Source organism: Azorhizobium sp. AG788 (assembly GCF_943371865.1).
Lineage (GTDB): Bacteria > Pseudomonadota > Alphaproteobacteria > Rhizobiales > Xanthobacteraceae > Azorhizobium.
Genome location: NZ_CALRWL010000019.1, coordinates 47,061 through 63,373 on the forward strand (window position 1 = coordinate 47,061; position 16,313 = coordinate 63,373).

Genomic DNA, 16,313 nt, shown 5'->3' on the forward strand with positions numbered 1-16,313 from the left:
GCGGGGGAGGCGGCCGACCGCATGGTCCCGTCGCCTCCCGGGGCGCCCGATGCGTGTCACTGGCGCATGGGGCATGGCTTATGGACACGAAGTTTCCCATTGTGCATTGACAGTGTGTCATACGCGCAGCGCACGTACCCGTATGGCACACACGCGGATGGCACACAGGCGGGTGCGGGGAGGCAGCGGCGGATGGCCCTCATCAATTGCGACATGGGCGAGAGCTTCGGCATCTGGCGGCTGGGGGATGACGCCGGGCTGATGCCCTCCATCCACCTCGCCAATGTGGCCTGCGGCTTCCATGGCTCCGACTTCAACCATATGCGCGCCACGGTGCGGCTGGCCAAGGCGCATCAGGTGCGCGTCGGCGCCCACCCCTCGCTGCCGGACCTCCAGGGCTTCGGCCGCCGCGAGATGAAGATCGCCCGCGAAGAGATGGCCAATTGCCTGATCTACCAGATCGGCGCCCTCACCGGCTTCCTGGCGGCGGAGGGCGTCGCGCTCTCGCACATCAAGCCCCATGGCGCCCTCTATGGCATGGCGGCGCGGCAGGCGGAGATCGCCCATGCCATCTGCGATGCCGCCGACGTGTTCAAGGTGCCACTGCTGGGTATGGCGGGCACCCTGCATGAGACCATCTATGCCGCCCGCGGCCACGCCATGGTCAGCGAATTCTATGTGGATCTCGACTATGCCGATGACGGCAGCCTGATCATCACCCGCGAGCATCCCGCCGTGGATGCCGAGGCCGCCGCCGCGCGCTGCGTGCGGGCGGTCCGGGACGGGGTGGTGGAGACCGTCGGCGGCAAGACCGTGCCGGTCACGGCGCAGAGCCTGTGCGTGCATTCCGATACGCCCGGTGCGGCGCAGGTGGCGCAGGTGCTGCGGGCGACCCTGGCGGCGGAGGGGCTGCTGCCGACCGGCGCGGCGGGCTGAGGCTCATTTTACGCCAGATGCCCATCCCGCAGGCAGCGCCCGGCCGCCGGGTGAGGCCGGCGCGCCACAGCCCCGCCGGAAAGCGCGGTCTGGCGCCGGCATGCTGGACCAATCCGGACCGTGGGGCCACTCTGCCCCCGCTCGGCGCAGGGCACCTCGAGTCGTCCTGCCGCCGCATCCATCCCTTATTCCTAGGGCCTTATCCCGCATTCAACCCCGGTGCCGTGCCAAAGCACCTCGCCGCAAACCAGATGATCGGAAGCTGACTATGTCCCCGCTGGCCAATTCGCTGCATGCCCGCGATGTCGCGTACCAGATCCACCCTTATACCAATGCCCGCCGCCATGAGCGCATGGGGCCGCTGGTGATCGACCGCGGCGAGGGCATCTATGTGTTCGATGACGAGGGCAAGGAATATATCGAGGCCATGTCCGGCCTGTGGTGCGTGGGCGTGGGCTTCGGCGAGCAGCGGCTGGTGGATGCCGCCACCCGGCAGATGAGCAAGCTGCCCTTCTATCATACCTTCACCCACAAGTCGCACGAGCCCTCCATCGACCTGGCCGAGAAGCTGGTGAAGATGACGCCGGACGGGTTGGACCATGTATTCTTCACCAACTCCGGCTCCGAGGCCAACGATACCGTCGTCAAGTTCGTCTGGTACTATAACAACGCCCTCAACCGCCCCGAGAAGAAGAAGTTCATCGCCCGCAACGGCGGCTATCACGGCATCACCATCGCCTCCGGCAGCCTCACCGGCCTGCAGGTGAACCAGCGCGGCTTCGACCTGCCGCTCTCCTTCGTGCGCCATGTCACCTGCCCGCATTTCTACCGCTTTGCGGAAGAGGGCGAGACCGAGGAGGCGTTCGCCGACCGCCTCGCCGCCGAACTGGAAGCCACCATCCTGGCGGAAGGCCCCGAGACGGTGGCCGCCTTCATCGGCGAGCCGATCATGGGCGCCGGCGGCGTGATCGTGCCGCCGCGCACTTATTGGGAGAAGGTGCAGGCGGTGTGCCGGCGCTATGACGTGCTGGTGGTGGCGGACGAGGTCATCAACGGCTTCGGGCGCCTGGGCACCATGTTCGCCTGCGAATACTTCGGCATCCAGCCGGACATGCTGGTGGTGTCCAAGCAGCTCACCTCCTCCTACCAGCCTCTGGCGGCGGTGGTGATGAGCGATGCCATCTATCAGGCGGTGGCGGACCAGTCCGAGCGGCTGGGCACCTTCGGCCACGGCTTCACCGCCAGCGGCCATCCGGTGGCCACCGCAGTGGCGCTGGAGAACCTCGCCATCATCGAGGAGCGCGATCTGGTGGGTAATGCCGGCCGCATGGGCGCCTATCTCCAGGAGAAGCTGAAGGCGTTTGCCGATCATCCCTTGGTGGGCGAAGTGCGCGGCGTCGGCCTGATCGCCGCGGTGGAACTGGTGGCGGACAAGGCCACCCGCGCCAAATTCGATCCGCCGGGCAAGGTGGGGCTCTATTTCATCGAGCACGCCCAGGCCCATGGCCTGATCATGCGGGCGGTGCAGGACTCCATCGCCTTCTGCCCGCCCATGATCATCACCGAAGCGCAGATCGACGAATTGCTGGCCCGCTTCTCCGCCGCTCTGGCGGACACCAAGGCCTGGGTCGACGCGGGCATGCCCGCCGCCTGATCGCCGCTCGCGTCCTGCGCAAAAAAGCCAACGCCGGGCAATTGCCCGGCGTTGGTCGTTTCAGGGCCTGTCTTCCTGGCGGGGCGGGGTGAGCGGGGCTCGCGCCGGCCTTCAACTGGCGCACCTTCAACAATGCCTGTCGGCAAGGGATGCCTTCGTCGTGGCTGCCGTTACCAGAAGCCCACCCCGGTATCCGTCGCATAACCCGTTACGACATCATAGGTCGTTTTGAGAGCGCCTGCGTCGTTATACTTACGAGCTGTTCCTGAACCGTCATGTTCCATGTAGGTTTTACCATCATAGGCGACGGAAAACGCGCCAACCTTGAACGTTCCGTCATCTTGAGCTTCCACCAGAGTTCCAGCAATCGGCATGCCACTCGTGGTCTGGAAAGCAGCTATCTGCCTTCCGAGCTCCTGATATTTTTCCGCATCCCGCGGAATAATCTCTTGTATTTCCCCAACGATTTGCGTCAGCCGCTCCTGCTGCGTCGAATCCGTCGCTACTTCCAACTGCGCCTTATAAGACGCAAGAGATTTCTGGACGCCCGCCTGATTGGTAAGCCAGTGATTATAGATGGCGACGGACGAGAAAATATCGTCGACCGCACTGATCATAATCTCCTTCGTTCCGCTGGCAGTCCCTTTCGTCGCCGTTGCAGCCGAGTCTGCGGCTGTCGCCTTAGGGGCCGATGAAGAGGCCTCTTCCGTCGAACTGCCAATCCACGCATCCGTGGCGAAGCTCGACGCCTGGAGGTAGGCGGGGCTCGACGCTGCCTTGAGCTGGCGCACCTTTTCGATGATGGCGTCCACCGCCTCCGGCTTCGCGGTCGACGGACTGCCGGTGCCGGTCTGAAACAGCGTCAGCACATTGTAGGACGACCCAACGCTCGCAACCATGTGTCCCGCCCAATCATGGGAAACCACGGGATCACATCATGTGAGCGGGGCTTCGGGAGAGGACGACCTCATGTCGGCCTGGGATGAATTCTACATAGCCAGAAATACAACCTGACCTATGGGCAAGTCTATCAAACTATAACCCCGCGGGGCAAGGCGCTTTTAGGTGTGGTGGATCCAGGCCAGGGCCGGCGCTGCACCATGCGGGGCGGCAGCGCCGCCTCTCTACAGGCGCAGGCGCGTGCAGCACCTGCCGCCTCGCGCGCCGATGGCGCCCCCTCCCGGCGTCCGCAGCGGCGTCTCAGCCCTTGAAGCGCTCGAAGGCGGTGAGCTTCTGCACGAACGGCTCCACGTCGCGCAGGTAGATCTCGCTGCGCAGGAAATCCAGTTCCGGCTCCAGCCCGTCGTCGTCCACTTCCCGCCACCAGGATTTCGGCCGCCCGTCGGAGCCGTCGTTCCAGCGATAGCCGCGGGCTTTCAGGGCATCCTTCATCTCGAACGGGCTGCTCTCCGCCCACACCCGATGGCGGGCCTTGCGGGCGGTGGCCAGCAGGCGCTCGAAGCCGGTGCCCTGGCCGTCCTTGAGCGGGGCGGCCAGCACTTCCAACAGGGCGTGGCAATCATCCACGGCGCGATGGCCGTTGTGGAACAGCCCGCACTGGCCCACCAGGTAGCCCAGCTTCACCCCCTCGAACCCGTAGTCGGACCACGTCACCTCGGAGGCGGAGCAGGCCCAGGCCTTCAGGTCGAACCCCTCCACCAGCCGCTCGCAGAACGGGCGATCGAAGCGGGCGTTATGGGCGATCACCAGCGAGGCCGGGGCGACGAAGCGGGCCACCGCCTCCAGATCGATGCTGTGCCCGGCCACCATCTCCGGGGTGATGCCGGTGAGCTTGGTGATCACCGGGCCGATGGGCACGGCGGGTTCGCGCAAGGCGCTGAAGGTGTCGATCACATCGCCGATGACGCCGCCTTCGCCATAGGTGAAGGCCACCATGCCCAGCTCGATCACCTCGTCCTTGCCGTGGTCGAGGCCGGTGGTCTCCACGTCCACGATCACCGCAATCTTCTCATCCAGGCGCAGGGTGCGGGGCACCACCTTGCGCGGCTGGAGCTTGCGCAGCACCCGATAGAGGCCGGAGGCTTCCAGTTCGCAGGCGGCGGCCTCCTGGCGGGCGTCATAGGCCACCGCTGGGCCGGTCTTGGCCAAGGCCTTGGCCCGGACCTTGCGCCGGGGCTTGGCGATGGCTTCCATCTCCTCCGCCGCCAGCAACTCAAAGAAATCGGCCTGTAGTGCCATGGCCCGGTCTCCCAGATCCGCCGTGCGGACGATGCGGGCCGCTGCGCGCGACTCACCGCGATGTGCGCGAACCATAGCAAACCCGCGCCTCCCACGCCGCAGCGGCGGCGGTTAGGGGGCGGCGGCGGGCAGAAATCTGCGTCAGGCTTTGGCAGGCGGCGGCAAAGGGTGTAGGGACAGCCCGCCCGCGGCGGATGGCCATGTCCCGGCCCCGCCCCCGGTTTGCCGGCACCCCGCCGGCCCCGGCTTTTCGCCGCGCATCCTCCCCGCGCCGGCGCTGTCACAGTGATGGAGACGCATCATGCCGACCTCAGCCCATGCCTATCCGGACACCCAGCTTCTGATCGACGGCGCCTGGCGCCCGGCCGCGGAAGGCCGCACCATCCCCGTGGTGGACCCGGCCACCGGCGAGACCATCGGCACGGTCGCCCACGCCACCCGCGTGGATCTGGATGCGGCGGTGGCCGCGGTGGAGAAGGCCGGGCCGCAATGGGCCGCCACTTCGGCGTTCGCCCGCTCCAAGATCATGCGCCGCGCCGCCGAGCTGCTACGCGCCCGCAAGGATGCCATCGCCTGGATCATGACCCGCGAGCAGGGCAAGCCCTTGCCCGAGGCCGCCGGCGAGATCCTGGCCGGCGCCGATGTGATCGACTGGTTCGCCGAAGAGGCGCGCCGCACCTATGGGCAGGTGATCCCCGCCCGCGAGCCCGGCGTGATGCAGACCGCCATCAAGCTGCCCGTCGGCCCGGTGGCCGCCTTCACGCCCTGGAATTTCCCCATCAATCAGGTGGTGCGCAAGCTCTCCGCCGCCCTCGCCGCCGGCTGCCCGATCATCGTCAAGGCGCCGGAAGAAACCCCGGCCGCCCCGGCCGAACTGCTGCGCGCGTTCGTGGACGCGGGCGTGCCGGCGGGCGTGATCAATCTGGTCTATGGGGTGCCGGCGGAGATCTCGGAATATCTCATCGCCCATCCCACCATCCGCAAGATCTCCTTCACCGGCTCCACCCCGGTGGGCAAGCATCTGGCGGCCCTGGCGGGCACCCACATGAAGCGCGCCACCATGGAACTGGGCGGCCATGCCCCGGTGATCGTGTGCGGCGATGCGGACGTGGCCAAGGCGGTGAAGGTGATGGCCTTCTCCAAGTTCCGCAATGCGGGCCAGGTCTGCGTCTCCCCCACCCGCTTCCTGGTGCAGGACGAGGTATTCGACGCGTTCCTGGACGGCTTCACCACCGCCGCCAAGGCGATCCGGGTGGGCAATGGCCTGGACGCGGACACCCAGATGGGGCCGCTGGCCAATGCCCGCCGCATTCCCGCGCTGGAGCCGCTCATCGCCGATGCGGTGGCCCAGGGCGGACAGCTGAAGACCGGCGGTCGCCGCATCGGCAATACCGGCAATTTCTTCGAGCCGACGGTTCTCTCGCACGTGCCGACCCAGGCGCGCATCATGAATGAAGAGCCGTTCGGGCCGGTGGTGATCATCAACCCGTTCACCAGCCTGGACGAGGCCATCACCGAGGCCAACCGGCTGCCGTTCGGCCTCGCCTCCTACGCCTTCACCCGCTCGGCGGAGAATGTGCATGAGCTCAGCCGGCGGGTCGAGGCGGGCATGCTGACCATCAACCACAACGGCCTGGCCCTGCCGGAAGTGCCGTTCGGCGGCGTGCGGGATTCCGGCTATGGCACCGAGGGCGGGTCCGAGGCCATCGAGGCCTATCTGGTGACCAAGTTCGTCACCGTCGCCGCCAGCTGAGCGGAACCACACCGGCGCCTGCGCGGGTCGCAGGCGCCGCCTTTCAGGCGGTGGCGAGCCAGATCATGTGGCGCGCCCCTCCGCTGCGGCCATTGGCGCGCACCGGGGTCTCCTCGACCGCGAAGCCCGCCTTGCGCAGGCGCTGGGTGAAACGGGCATCGGGCGCCGACGACCACACCGACAGCACGCCGCCGGGGTTCAGCGCCGCCTTGGCCGCACCGAGCCCGCGCCCGTCATAGAGCCGGTCATTGGCCTTGACGGTGAGGCCCTCGGGGCCATTGTCCACGTCCAGCAATATGGCGTCGTACTTCTCGCGCCGGTCGTCGATCATTGCCCGCACATCGCCGACCGCGATCCGCACCCGCGGGTCGTCCAGGCTGCCGGCGAAGATCTCCGCCATGGGGCCGCGCGCCCAGTCCACCACCGCCGGAATGAGTTCGCCCACCACGATCTGCGCGTCCGGTCCGCAGGCGGCCAGTGCCGCGCGCAAGGTAAAGCCCATGCCCAGCCCGCCGATCAGCAGGCGCGGCGCGGGGCGATCGGCGATGCGGGCGCAGGTGAGCCGCGCCAGCGCTTCCTCCGAGCCGCTGAGGCGGCTGTTCATCAGCTCATTGGTGCCGAGCATGATGGAGAATTCGGCGCCGCGCCGCTTCAGGCGCAGGTCGCCGCCATCGGGCAAGGTGGCGGTGTCGATCAGGGACCAGGGGATCACGGACGCAGGTTCCAAACGGGGCTGAGGGCGAGGGGCGGCGGCGGGCCGAGGTCCGCCCGCCCCATATACACCCCCGCCGCCGTCGCGACAGGCGCCGGGATCGCCGCCCCGGCGGTGCTACGCCTGCGCGGCGTGGGAGCGCGGGTCGAAGATGCGCAGGCGCAAGTCTTCCAGCACATTGCCCAGATGCCGTTCCATGGCCTGCGCGGCGGCGGCGGGATCACCGGTGGCCAGGGCGTCCAGAAGCGCCAGATGCTCGGCCCCGATCTGCTGAATGCGGGTGGGCCGCCGCTCCAACCCGAACAGGCGCGAGCGCAGGCGCACCTGGCGGATCAGATCCGCCAGCAGGGGATTGCCGCTGGCGCTCGCGATGGCGTCATGCAGCATGTCGTCCACCTCGTCGAGATCGGCGCGGGTGGGGTGCGGGCCGTCCGGCGCATCGGCGGCGGCCAGGATGGCATCGATGCGGGCGCGGATGGCGGCGAGGCGGGCGGCGGGCAGATTGCCGGCGGCGAGGCGCGCGGCTTCCCGCTCCAGGGTGATGCGCACCCGCAAAGCGTGGCTGTAGTCCTCCAGGGTCACGGTCTTGACCTGCAGGGCGCCCTCGCCGCGGCGGATCAGAAAGCCTTCGCCCTCCAGCCGGAACAGCGCATCGCGCAGCGGCGTGCGGGACACCGACAGCGCCTTGGCCAGGCGCCGCTCCTGCACGATGGCGCCGGCCTCCAGCGTGCCGTTGAGGATCATCTCCAGCAATTGGCGATAGGCCACTTCGGTCAGCCGTGGGGAGCCCGTACCGGTGCCCGTGGGCTCATCCGCCGTCCCCATGCCGCCTCCTTGCTGCTCAGTTACCGGGCAGAATTTGCCCAAGAAATCTACATGCCGAGCGATTGACCAACATGGAATACCACCGGCATACTCACTCCAGCAACCCCCTCGGCGCCTTGGCTGGCGGGGCGGGAGAAACCGGCGGGGCAAGGGGGCGGTCCTCTCTGTCCGCGTCCATGCACAGGACGGTCTGATCGATGCGCCATCTTTTCGCTTTTCCCCGCAGCGCCGCCCGGGCGGCCACCCTCGCGGCCTCGCTTGCCGCTTTGATCGCGCTGCCGCTGGCGGCGCAGGCGCAGGATCTGAAGACCGGCGTGGACGGCACGTTTGCGCCCCACGCCATGCCGAACATGGCCGGCGGGGTGCAGGGCTTCAACATCGATCTGGCCAACGAACTGGCCAAGCGCCTGGGCGCCAAGATCACCATCGATGCCACCCAATTCTCCGGCCTCGTTCCGGGCCTCCAGGCCGGCACCTATGATTTCATCGCCGCGCCGGTGACGGTAAACAAGGATCGTGCCGAGACCTTGCTGTTCACCGAGGGCTATCTCAACACCGACTTCCAGTTCGTGGTGAAGAAGGACACGCCCGACATCACCAAGCTGGAGGATCTCAAGGGCAAGGTGATCGCGGTCAACAAGGGCTCGGCCTATGACAGCTGGGCGCGCGAGCTGGCGGACAAGATCGGCTGGACCGTGGAATCCTACGGCACCAATACCGATGCCGTGCAGGCGGTGCTGACCGGGCGCGCCTATGCCAATGTGGCCGGCAACACGGTCGCCGCCTGGGCGGTGAAGAACAATCCGGCCATCAAGCTGTCCTATCTGCACTCCACCGGCTTCGTGTGGGCGATCCCGGTGCGCAAGGACAATGTGGCCCTGCGCAACAAGCTGGATGGCGCCATTGAATGCATGAAGAAGGACGGCACTTTGGCCGCCATGCATGAGAAGTGGTTCGGCGCCAAGCCCGCCGCGGGCTCTGCGGCCGCCACCATCTTCCCCGGCTATGGCGTGCCCGACATGCCCGGCTATGACGCCACCGCGCACCCCCTCACCTGCTCCTGACATCACGCCCGCGCGGCGCCCGAGCGACACCGGCGCGTGCTCCAGCTGAGACTGGGGCCGCGTTGGCCACACACAGCCCGGCGCGGGGGATGATCCCCGCGCCACCGGCCCCGGAACCACGATGTCCCTCTCCCCCTCTTCTTCCGACCCTGACCGCAGCGCCGACGCGCCGATCCTGGATATCCGCGCTTTGCGCAAATCCTACGGCACCGTCGAGGTGCTCAAGGGCATCGATCTCAAGGTGGCGCGCCAGGAGCTGGTGTTCATCATCGGCCCGTCGGGCTCCGGCAAGAGCACCTTCCTGCGCTGCATGAACCGCCTGGAGGAACCCAGCGACGGTTCCATCTTCGTGGACGGCATCGACCTGCTGCATCCCAAGACCGACATCAATGCCATGCGCCAGCGCATCGGCATGGTGTTCCAGTCGTTCAATCTCTATCCGCACATGACCGCGCTGGGGAATGTCACCCTGGCTTTGCGCAAGGTGCTGGGCAAAAGCGCCAGCGAAGCCGACGCCATCGGCCTTGCGGCGCTGGAGCGCGTGGGCCTGGCGGAAAAGGCCCGCGCCTATCCGGGCCAGCTCTCCGGCGGCCAGCAGCAGCGGGTGGCCATCGCCCGCGCCATCGCGCTGGAGCCCAAGGTGATGCTGTTCGACGAGCCCACCTCGGCGCTGGATCCGGAACTGGCCGGCAGCGTGCTGGCGGTGATGCGCGATCTGGCCCGCGACGGCATGACCATGGTGGTGGTGAGCCACGAAATGCGCTTTGCCCGCGATGCTGCCCACCGGGTGGTGTTCATGGAGGCCGGCGTGGTGGTGGAGCAAGGCCCGCCCGAGCAATTGTTCGGCCCCGACGCCCACCCGCGGGTGCGCGCCTTCCTCGCCGAAATCGCGCACTGAGGCCGCCATGACCGGCGGCCAGCTCTTTCTCGAAACCTTCTTCAACCCCGTGGTGATGGCCCGCTATCTGCCGGACATCCTCAAGGGCATGGTGGTGACCATCCAGATCGCCGCCTGCGTCATCGTCACCGGCATCGCCGCGGGCCTCGGTCTGGCGGTGCTGCGCAGCCTGCGGCTGAAGGCGGTGAACTTCGTCATCATCGTCTGCGTGGACATGGCTCGCGCCCTGCCGCCATTGGTGATCGTGCTGCTGGTCTATTTCGGCCTGCCGAACATCGGCCTCACGCTGCCCAGCTTCGTGGTGCTGTGGCTGGTGCTGTCGCTGGTGCTGGCGGCGTTTGCGGAAGAGGTGTTCTGGGCCGGCATTCTCTCGGTGCGCAAGGGCCAGTGGGAAGCGGGGCGCTGCACCGGCCTCAGCGATTTCCAGACCCTGCGCTGGATCGTGCTGCCGCAGGCCATCCGCCTCACCGTGCCGCCGCTCACCAACCGCACCATCGCCATCACCAAGAACACCGCTTTGGGCACCGTCATCGGCGTGCCGGAAATCCTCAACCAGGCCACCACCGCCCAGAGCTTTTCCGGCAGCGCCACGCCTTTGATGATGGGGGCGCTGGCCTATCTGGTGCTGTTCGTGCCGGTGGTGATGGTGGGGCGCTATATCGAGACCCGCTTTGCCTGGAGGCGTGCCTGATGGACGCCATTCTCCAGCAATTCTTCAATCTGGACATCATGCGCCAGGCCGCCCCGCTGGTGCTGCGCGGCCTCGGCATGACGCTTTTGGTGTGCGCCGCCGTGATCCCCCTGGGGCTCACCGGCGGATTGCTGGTGGCCCTGGGCAGTCGCCTGCACTCGAAGGTGCTGCGCACCCTGCTGGCCGGCTTCATCGACGTGCTGCGCGCGCTGCCGCCGCTGGTGCTGCTGATCGCCATTTCCGCCGGGCTGCCATTCGCCGGCATCCGGCTGTCGCCGTTTGCCTGCGTGTGCCTGGCGCTGTTCCTGAATTCCTCGGCTTATTATGGCGAGGTCTATCGCGCCGGGCTCGACAGCGTCTCCCACGGCCAGTGGGAAGCGGCCCGCTCCACCGGCCTCGGCGCGCTCCAGACGCTCGCCTATGTGATGGTGCCGCAGGCGGTGCGCAATGTGCTCCCAGATCTGGTGTCCAACACCGTGGAAGTGGTGAAGCTCACTTCGCTGGCCAGCGTGGTGGCGCTGCCCGAGATGCTCTATTCCGCCGACATGGCGCGGTCCGTCACCTTCAACTCGTCCCCCATCGTCCTCGCCGCACTGATCTATCTGGCCCTGCTGTGGCCGGTGGTGCGGCTGATGAGCCGGCTGGAACACCGGCTCGGCACATGAGGACCATCCCAGGAGTGTCTATCCATGCGTGAAATCAAGGTGGCCGCCGCCCAGTTGGGCCCGATCCAGAAGGCCGAAAGCCGCGCGGCGGTGGTCGCCCGCATGATCGCTCTGATGCAGCAGGCCAAGGCGGAGGGCTGCCCCCTCATCGTCTATCCTGAGCTGGCGCTCACCACCTTCTTCCCGCGCTGGTACCATGAAGACCGCGCCGAGGCGGATTCCTGGTTCGAGGCGGAAATGCCCAGCCCCGCCACCCAGCCCTTGTTCGATGCCGCCCGCGCCATGGGCATGGCCATGAGCTTCGGCTATGCGGAGAAGACCCCGGACGGGCACCATTTCAACACCTCCATCCTGGTGGATGCAGCGGGCAACATCGTCGGCAAATATCGCAAGATCCATCTGCCCGGCCATGTGGAATATGATTCCGAGCGCAGCCACCAGCATCTGGAGAAGCGCTATTTCGAGCCCGGCGATCTGGGCTTCCCGGTGTGGCGGACGCTCGGCGGCATCTTCGGCATGTGCATCTGCAACGACCGCCGCTGGCCCGAGACCTATCGCGAGATGGGCCTGCAAGGGGTGGAGATGATCGTGCTCGGTTTCAACACCCCCTCTGTCAACAGCCAGAAGGGGGCCGAGGGCCTGGCCCAGCGCCTGTTCCATCACAAGCTCTCGGTGCAGGCCGGCGCCTATCAGAATGCCACCTGGGTGATCGCGGTGGCCAAGGCCGGCGACGAGGACGGCCACCACCTCATGGGCGGCACGCTGATCGTCAATCCCGACGGCGAAATCGTCGCGGAGTCCCAGACCGAGGGCGATGAACTGGTGATCCACGCCTGCGACCTGGACGATACCGTGTTCGGCAAGGAAACCATCTTCGATTTCGCCCGCCATCGCCGCATCGAGCATTATGGCCGCATCACCGCGCAGGTGGGCGTGGTGCTGCCGCCGGAGGACTAAGCCATGGGTGATCTCAAACAGGCGCCGGTGACGCCGGGGCTGAGCTTCGACTTTGCGGCTTTGCCGCCGGCGGCGCGCTACAAATTGCTGACCGGCCTGGTGGTGCCGCGCCCCATCGCGCTGGTGACCACCATTTCGCCGGCGGGCGTGGTGAATGCGGCGCCGTTTTCCTTCTTCAACACCTTCGCCCAGGAGCCGCCCTTGCTGGTGCTCGGCATGGATGCCAGGCCCGGCGGCGAGATGAAGGATACGCTGGCCAACATCCGCCAGAACCGCGCCTTCGTGGTGCATCTGGTGGATGAGGACAGCGCCCGCGACATGAACGACTGCGCCATCGACTTTCCGTCCGCCATCGGCGAGCCGGCGGCGCTGGGACTGGCGCTCGCCCCCGGCACCCACGGCCCGGTGCCCCGCCTTTCGGCGGCGCCGGTGGCCATGGAATGCCGGCAGGTGACCACGCTCAATTTCGGCCCCATGCGCGATCTGGTGATCGGCGAGGTGCTGGCCCTGCACACCCGCGCCGGCATCATCGATGCCGACACCCTGCGCACGGACTATGAGGTCTTTAAGCCCGTCGGCCGGCTGGGGGGCACGTTCTACAGCTTCCAGAACCAGCGCTTTTCCATGGAGCGGGAGAGCTATGCGGCCTATGTGGCGCGCACTAAGGCCCCCGCCCCCGAGGATGGCCCGGCGTGAGCCGCCGGGCGCCGGCCTCAGGCCCCGGCGACCTGCACCGCGCCGATGGCCATGGTGACGGCGGCCTGGACCGGATCCACCACCGGCACGCCCAGGGCCTCTTCCAAGGCGCGGCGGTGGCGGGCCATGCCGGCGCAGCCCATGACGATGACGTCGGCGCGGTCCTGCTTGACCAGTTCGCCGCCCACCTCGATCATCCGCCCCAGGGTTCCGCTGCCCGACGCGCTCTCGGCCACGCTCATGTTGAGCGGGCGTTCACCGGCGAAGCGCTCGGTCAATCCCATCTGGCGCACATAGCGCTGGTGGCGCGGCATGGAGCCCTGGCCGATGGCGATGACGCCGAAACGGTCGCCGCGGGCCAATGCGGTCAGCAGCGCGCTCTCGGCAATGCCGAAGACCGGCCGCTTGGTGCCTTCGCGGCACACATGCAGGCCGGGATCGCTGTAGCAGGCGATGACGAAGGCGCTGGCCGCATTGTCGCGCTCCACCAGCCGGCGCAGCGGGATGGTGACCTGTTCCGTATGTTCCTGGGTCTCGACGCCGAACGGGCCGTCCTCCAGGGTGACACAGCGGATCGTCGGGCCGTCGGCGAACCGCAGCGGCGCCAGCGCGGCATCGAAGCCGGCGGTCACGGCCGGGTTGGAGTTGGGGTTGATCACCACGATGTCCGGCCGCGTCATCTCATCTTCCCTGTTTCAACGTCGTCTTGATCTTTATTAGTCCCGGAGTCCGGTCCATGTCCACGAAACCTTATGACCTCGTGCTGCGCGGCGGCACCGTCGCCACCGCCTCCGGCACCTTTGCCGCCGATGTGGCGGTGGAGGGGGAAACCATCGTCGCCATCGGCCGCAACCTGGGCCCCGGCGTGAAGGAGATCGATGCGCGCGGCAAATATGTGCTGCCCGGCGGTGTCGACAGCCATGCCCATATCGAGCAGGTGTCCGCCGGCGGCCTGTTGAACGCCGACACGTTCGAGAGCGCCACCACCTCCGCCGCGTTCGGCGGCACCACCACGGTGATTTCGTTCGCCGCCCAGCATGTGGGCCTCCGGCTCAATGAGGTGCTGGAGGCCTATCACGGCCTCGCCCGCAAGGGCGCGGTGATCGACTATGCCTTCCACATGATCATCGCCGACCCCACCGAGGAAGCGCTGGCGGACCATCTGCCCAAGCTGATCCGCGAGGGGCACGCCTCCATCAAGCTGTTCATGACCTATGACCGGCTGCAACTGAATGACGAGAAGGTGCTCGACGTGCTGATGGCGGCACGCGAGAACAAGGCGCTGGTCTGCGTCCATGCGGAAAACCACGGCATGATCGCCTGGACCGCCAAGCGCCTGCTGGCCAAGGGCTATAGCGCGCCGAAATACCACGGCGTCGCCCATCCCCGCGCCTCGGAGGAAGAGGCCTTCCACCGGCTGATCACCCTCGCCGCCTTCGTGGATCAGCCGATCATGATCTTCCACGTCTCCACCGCCGAAGGCGCCGCCCGCATCCGGCGGGCGCGGGGCGAGGGGCTGAAGGTGTTCGGCGAGACCTGCCCGCAATATCTGTTCCTCACCAACCAGGACATGGACCGTCCCGGCCTGGAGGGAGCGAAATTCATGTGCAGCCCACCGGCCCGCACCGCCCCCGACCAGGAAGCCTTGTGGCAGGCGCTGGCGCAGGGCGATCTGCAGGCCATCTCCTCCGACCACGCGCCCTATCGCATGGACGAGACCGGCAAATTGTCCGCCGGGCCGAACCCCGATTTCAAGCACATCGCCAACGGCCTGCCCGGCCTGGAGGTGCGCCTGCCGCTCCTGTTCGATGCCATGGTCAGCAAAGGGCGGCTGGGCATCGAGGAATTCGTGGCGCTCACCGCCACCAAGCCGGCGAAGATCTACGGCCTGCATCCGCGCAAGGGCGACATCATGATCGGCGCCGATGCGGACATTGCGGTATGGGACCCCACCAAGCAGGTGGAGATCCAGGATGCGGGCATGCACGACCGCACCGGCTTCACCCCGTTCGCGGGCCGCACCGTCACCGGCTGGCCGGTCACGGTGCTGAGCCGCGGCCGCGTGGTGGTGGAAGACAATGCGTTGAAAGCTGCCCCCGGCAGCGGCCAGTTCCTGGCCCGCACCGCCGGCCCCGCCGCCGAGCCCACCGGCAAGCGCGCGCCGGAATTCGATCCGGCCCAGAGCTTCGGCGCCCGCCTCTAGGGGGCTCTCAGCCAGCGTGACGTCCGGCCCGCCCCATGGGCAGGCCGGGGGTCACGCCGGCGAAATCCTCCCGTGCCGCGCCGGCCAGGATGGCGCGGTGCAAGGAGCGGCCGGCCGGCGACAGATCCCGGCCTGAGCGCTTGATCAGGAACAATTGCCGCTCCACCCTCGGCGCCGTCAACGGGCGGAAGGTCAGCTCGGGATGGTCCGGCCGCGGCCAGGCCAGGCTGGGCAGCGGCGCCACGCCCACGCCCGCCTCCACCATGGCCAGCAGCGTGGCCGGGTGCTCCGCCTCATGATGGGGCAAGGTGGCGGACGTGGTGGGCAGGCCCCGCTCCATCTCCAGCCGGATGCCGGTGCCCGGCGCCATGGCGATCACCCCGGCGGCGGCGCTTTCCGCCCAGGTCACGGTCTCCCGCGCCGCCAGAGGATGATCGCGGCGCATCACCAGCGCGAAGATGTCGGTGAGCAGGAAGGCGCTGTCGAGATCGGGATCATCGCCCGGCACATTGGCGATGCCCAGTTCCGCGTCGCCGCTGCGCAAGGCGGTGATGATCTGGTGCCGGGGCGCCTCGCGCACGGCGACGCTGACCATGGGATGGGCCTGCTGGAACTGCGCCAGCACCGCCGGCAGCAGCCGCAGCGCCACCGAGGGCACGCAGGTCACCGCCACATGGCCGCGCCGATGCTCCTTGAGATCCTGGAGGTCCTGCACCTGATGGTCCAGATCCGCCAGCAGGCGCTGGATGCCGGGCAGGAATTCGCTGCCCATGGCGCTCAGCTGCACGCTGCGGGTGGTGCGGTCCAACAGCCGCACGCCCACCTCCGCCTCCAATTGCTGCACCGCCTGGCTCAGCGCCGATTGCGACATGGCGAGCTGGCGCGCGGCGCGGCTGAAACTGCCGGTCTGGGCCACGGCGACGAAGGCGCGCAATTGGCGCAGGCTCATATTCATCAGCATAATTGATAAATATATCGATTTTTCCCGGCTTGTTAATAAGAACCGCCGATGCAACACTTTTGTCCATGGCTAAAACCTGTGCAGCCGATGATCGGCCCC

16 protein-coding genes are annotated in these 16,313 nt (G+C 67.5%); 10 read left to right on the forward strand and 6 right to left on the reverse strand.

Annotated elements, in window-relative coordinates:
- Positions 1-192 precede the first annotated feature (192 nt).
- Positions 193-936 (forward strand): 5-oxoprolinase subunit PxpA, encoded by a 744-nt coding sequence (gene pxpA / locus AAG816_RS13105; RefSeq protein ID WP_341990087.1) that lies wholly within the window; start codon positions 193-195, stop codon positions 934-936.
- A gap of 268 nt (positions 937-1,204) precedes the next feature.
- Positions 1,205-2,590 carry an aspartate aminotransferase family protein gene (locus AAG816_RS13110; RefSeq protein WP_341990088.1) on the forward strand — a complete coding sequence of 462 codons (1,386 nt, stop codon included), beginning with the start codon at positions 1,205-1,207 and terminating at the stop codon, positions 2,588-2,590.
- A 170-nt stretch (positions 2,591-2,760) separates the two neighbouring features.
- On the opposite strand, the gene AAG816_RS13115 is transcribed toward AAG816_RS13110, so the two are convergent.
- On the reverse strand, positions 2,761-3,489 hold the full coding sequence (locus tag AAG816_RS13115; protein WP_341990089.1) for a hypothetical protein: 729 nt from the start codon (positions 3,487-3,489) through the stop codon (positions 2,761-2,763).
- 301 nt (positions 3,490-3,790) lie between these two features.
- On the reverse strand, positions 3,791-4,789 hold the full coding sequence (locus AAG816_RS13120) for a 3'-5' exonuclease (RefSeq protein ID WP_341990090.1): 999 nt from the start codon (positions 4,787-4,789) through the stop codon (positions 3,791-3,793).
- A 301-nt stretch (positions 4,790-5,090) separates the two neighbouring features.
- Here AAG816_RS13120 and AAG816_RS13125 point away from each other — a divergent pair, with 301 nt between their 5' ends.
- Entirely contained in the window at positions 5,091-6,542 is a 1,452-nt protein-coding gene (locus tag AAG816_RS13125; RefSeq protein WP_341990091.1) for an NAD-dependent succinate-semialdehyde dehydrogenase, read from the forward strand.
- 43 nt (positions 6,543-6,585) lie between these two features.
- Here the strand turns inward: AAG816_RS13125 and AAG816_RS13130 are convergent, their stop codons facing one another.
- The gene (locus AAG816_RS13130; protein ID WP_341990092.1) at positions 6,586-7,254 is read right to left on the reverse strand and encodes an MnmC family methyltransferase; all 669 of its coding nucleotides are present in this window, start codon (positions 7,252-7,254) and stop codon (positions 6,586-6,588) included.
- A gap of 117 nt (positions 7,255-7,371) precedes the next feature.
- Positions 7,372-8,079 (reverse strand): GntR family transcriptional regulator, encoded by a 708-nt coding sequence (locus AAG816_RS13135; protein WP_341990093.1) that lies wholly within the window; start codon positions 8,077-8,079, stop codon positions 7,372-7,374.
- A gap of 197 nt (positions 8,080-8,276) precedes the next feature.
- Between AAG816_RS13135 and AAG816_RS13140 the strand changes: the two genes are divergently transcribed.
- From AAG816_RS13140 to AAG816_RS13165, 6 genes are all read left to right on the forward strand, one after another.
- Positions 8,277-9,143 carry a transporter substrate-binding domain-containing protein gene (locus AAG816_RS13140; RefSeq protein ID WP_341990094.1) on the forward strand — a complete coding sequence of 289 codons (867 nt, stop codon included), beginning with the start codon at positions 8,277-8,279 and terminating at the stop codon, positions 9,141-9,143.
- Positions 9,144-9,264: 121 nt separating this feature from the next.
- A complete protein-coding gene (locus AAG816_RS13145) occupies positions 9,265-10,041 on the forward strand; it encodes an amino acid ABC transporter ATP-binding protein (RefSeq protein WP_341990095.1) in 777 nt (258 codons plus the stop codon).
- Positions 10,042-10,048: 7 nt separating this feature from the next.
- On the forward strand, positions 10,049-10,732 hold the full coding sequence (locus AAG816_RS13150; RefSeq protein WP_341990096.1) for an amino acid ABC transporter permease: 684 nt from the start codon (positions 10,049-10,051) through the stop codon (positions 10,730-10,732).
- Positions 10,732-11,397 carry an amino acid ABC transporter permease gene (locus tag AAG816_RS13155; RefSeq protein WP_341990097.1) on the forward strand — a complete coding sequence of 222 codons (666 nt, stop codon included), beginning with the start codon at positions 10,732-10,734 and terminating at the stop codon, positions 11,395-11,397. The genes AAG816_RS13150 and AAG816_RS13155 overlap by 1 nt, the downstream gene beginning before the upstream one ends.
- 24 nt (positions 11,398-11,421) lie before the next feature.
- Complete coding sequence (locus AAG816_RS13160; RefSeq protein ID WP_341990098.1) at positions 11,422-12,354, forward strand: N-carbamoyl-D-amino-acid hydrolase; 933 nt, start codon at positions 11,422-11,424, stop codon at positions 12,352-12,354.
- A 3-nt stretch (positions 12,355-12,357) separates the two neighbouring features.
- Positions 12,358-13,050: a flavin reductase family protein gene (locus AAG816_RS13165; protein ID WP_341990099.1), complete on the forward strand. Its 693-nt coding sequence runs from the start codon at positions 12,358-12,360 to the stop codon at positions 13,048-13,050.
- Positions 13,051-13,067: 17 nt separating this feature from the next.
- Here AAG816_RS13165 and AAG816_RS13170 read toward each other — a convergent pair whose 3' ends face one another.
- Positions 13,068-13,730, reverse strand: coding sequence for an aspartate/glutamate racemase family protein (locus tag AAG816_RS13170; RefSeq protein WP_341990100.1), 663 nt, complete (start codon positions 13,728-13,730; stop codon positions 13,068-13,070).
- 56 nt (positions 13,731-13,786) lie between these two features.
- On the opposite strand from AAG816_RS13170, the gene hydA reads away from it, so the two are divergent.
- On the forward strand, positions 13,787-15,253 hold the full coding sequence (gene hydA / locus AAG816_RS13175) for a dihydropyrimidinase (RefSeq protein WP_341990101.1): 1,467 nt from the start codon (positions 13,787-13,789) through the stop codon (positions 15,251-15,253).
- Positions 15,254-15,260: 7 nt separating this feature from the next.
- Here the strand turns inward: hydA and AAG816_RS13180 are convergent, their stop codons facing one another.
- Positions 15,261-16,208 (reverse strand): LysR substrate-binding domain-containing protein, encoded by a 948-nt coding sequence (locus AAG816_RS13180; protein ID WP_341990102.1) that lies wholly within the window; start codon positions 16,206-16,208, stop codon positions 15,261-15,263.
- Positions 16,209-16,313 lie beyond the last annotated feature (105 nt).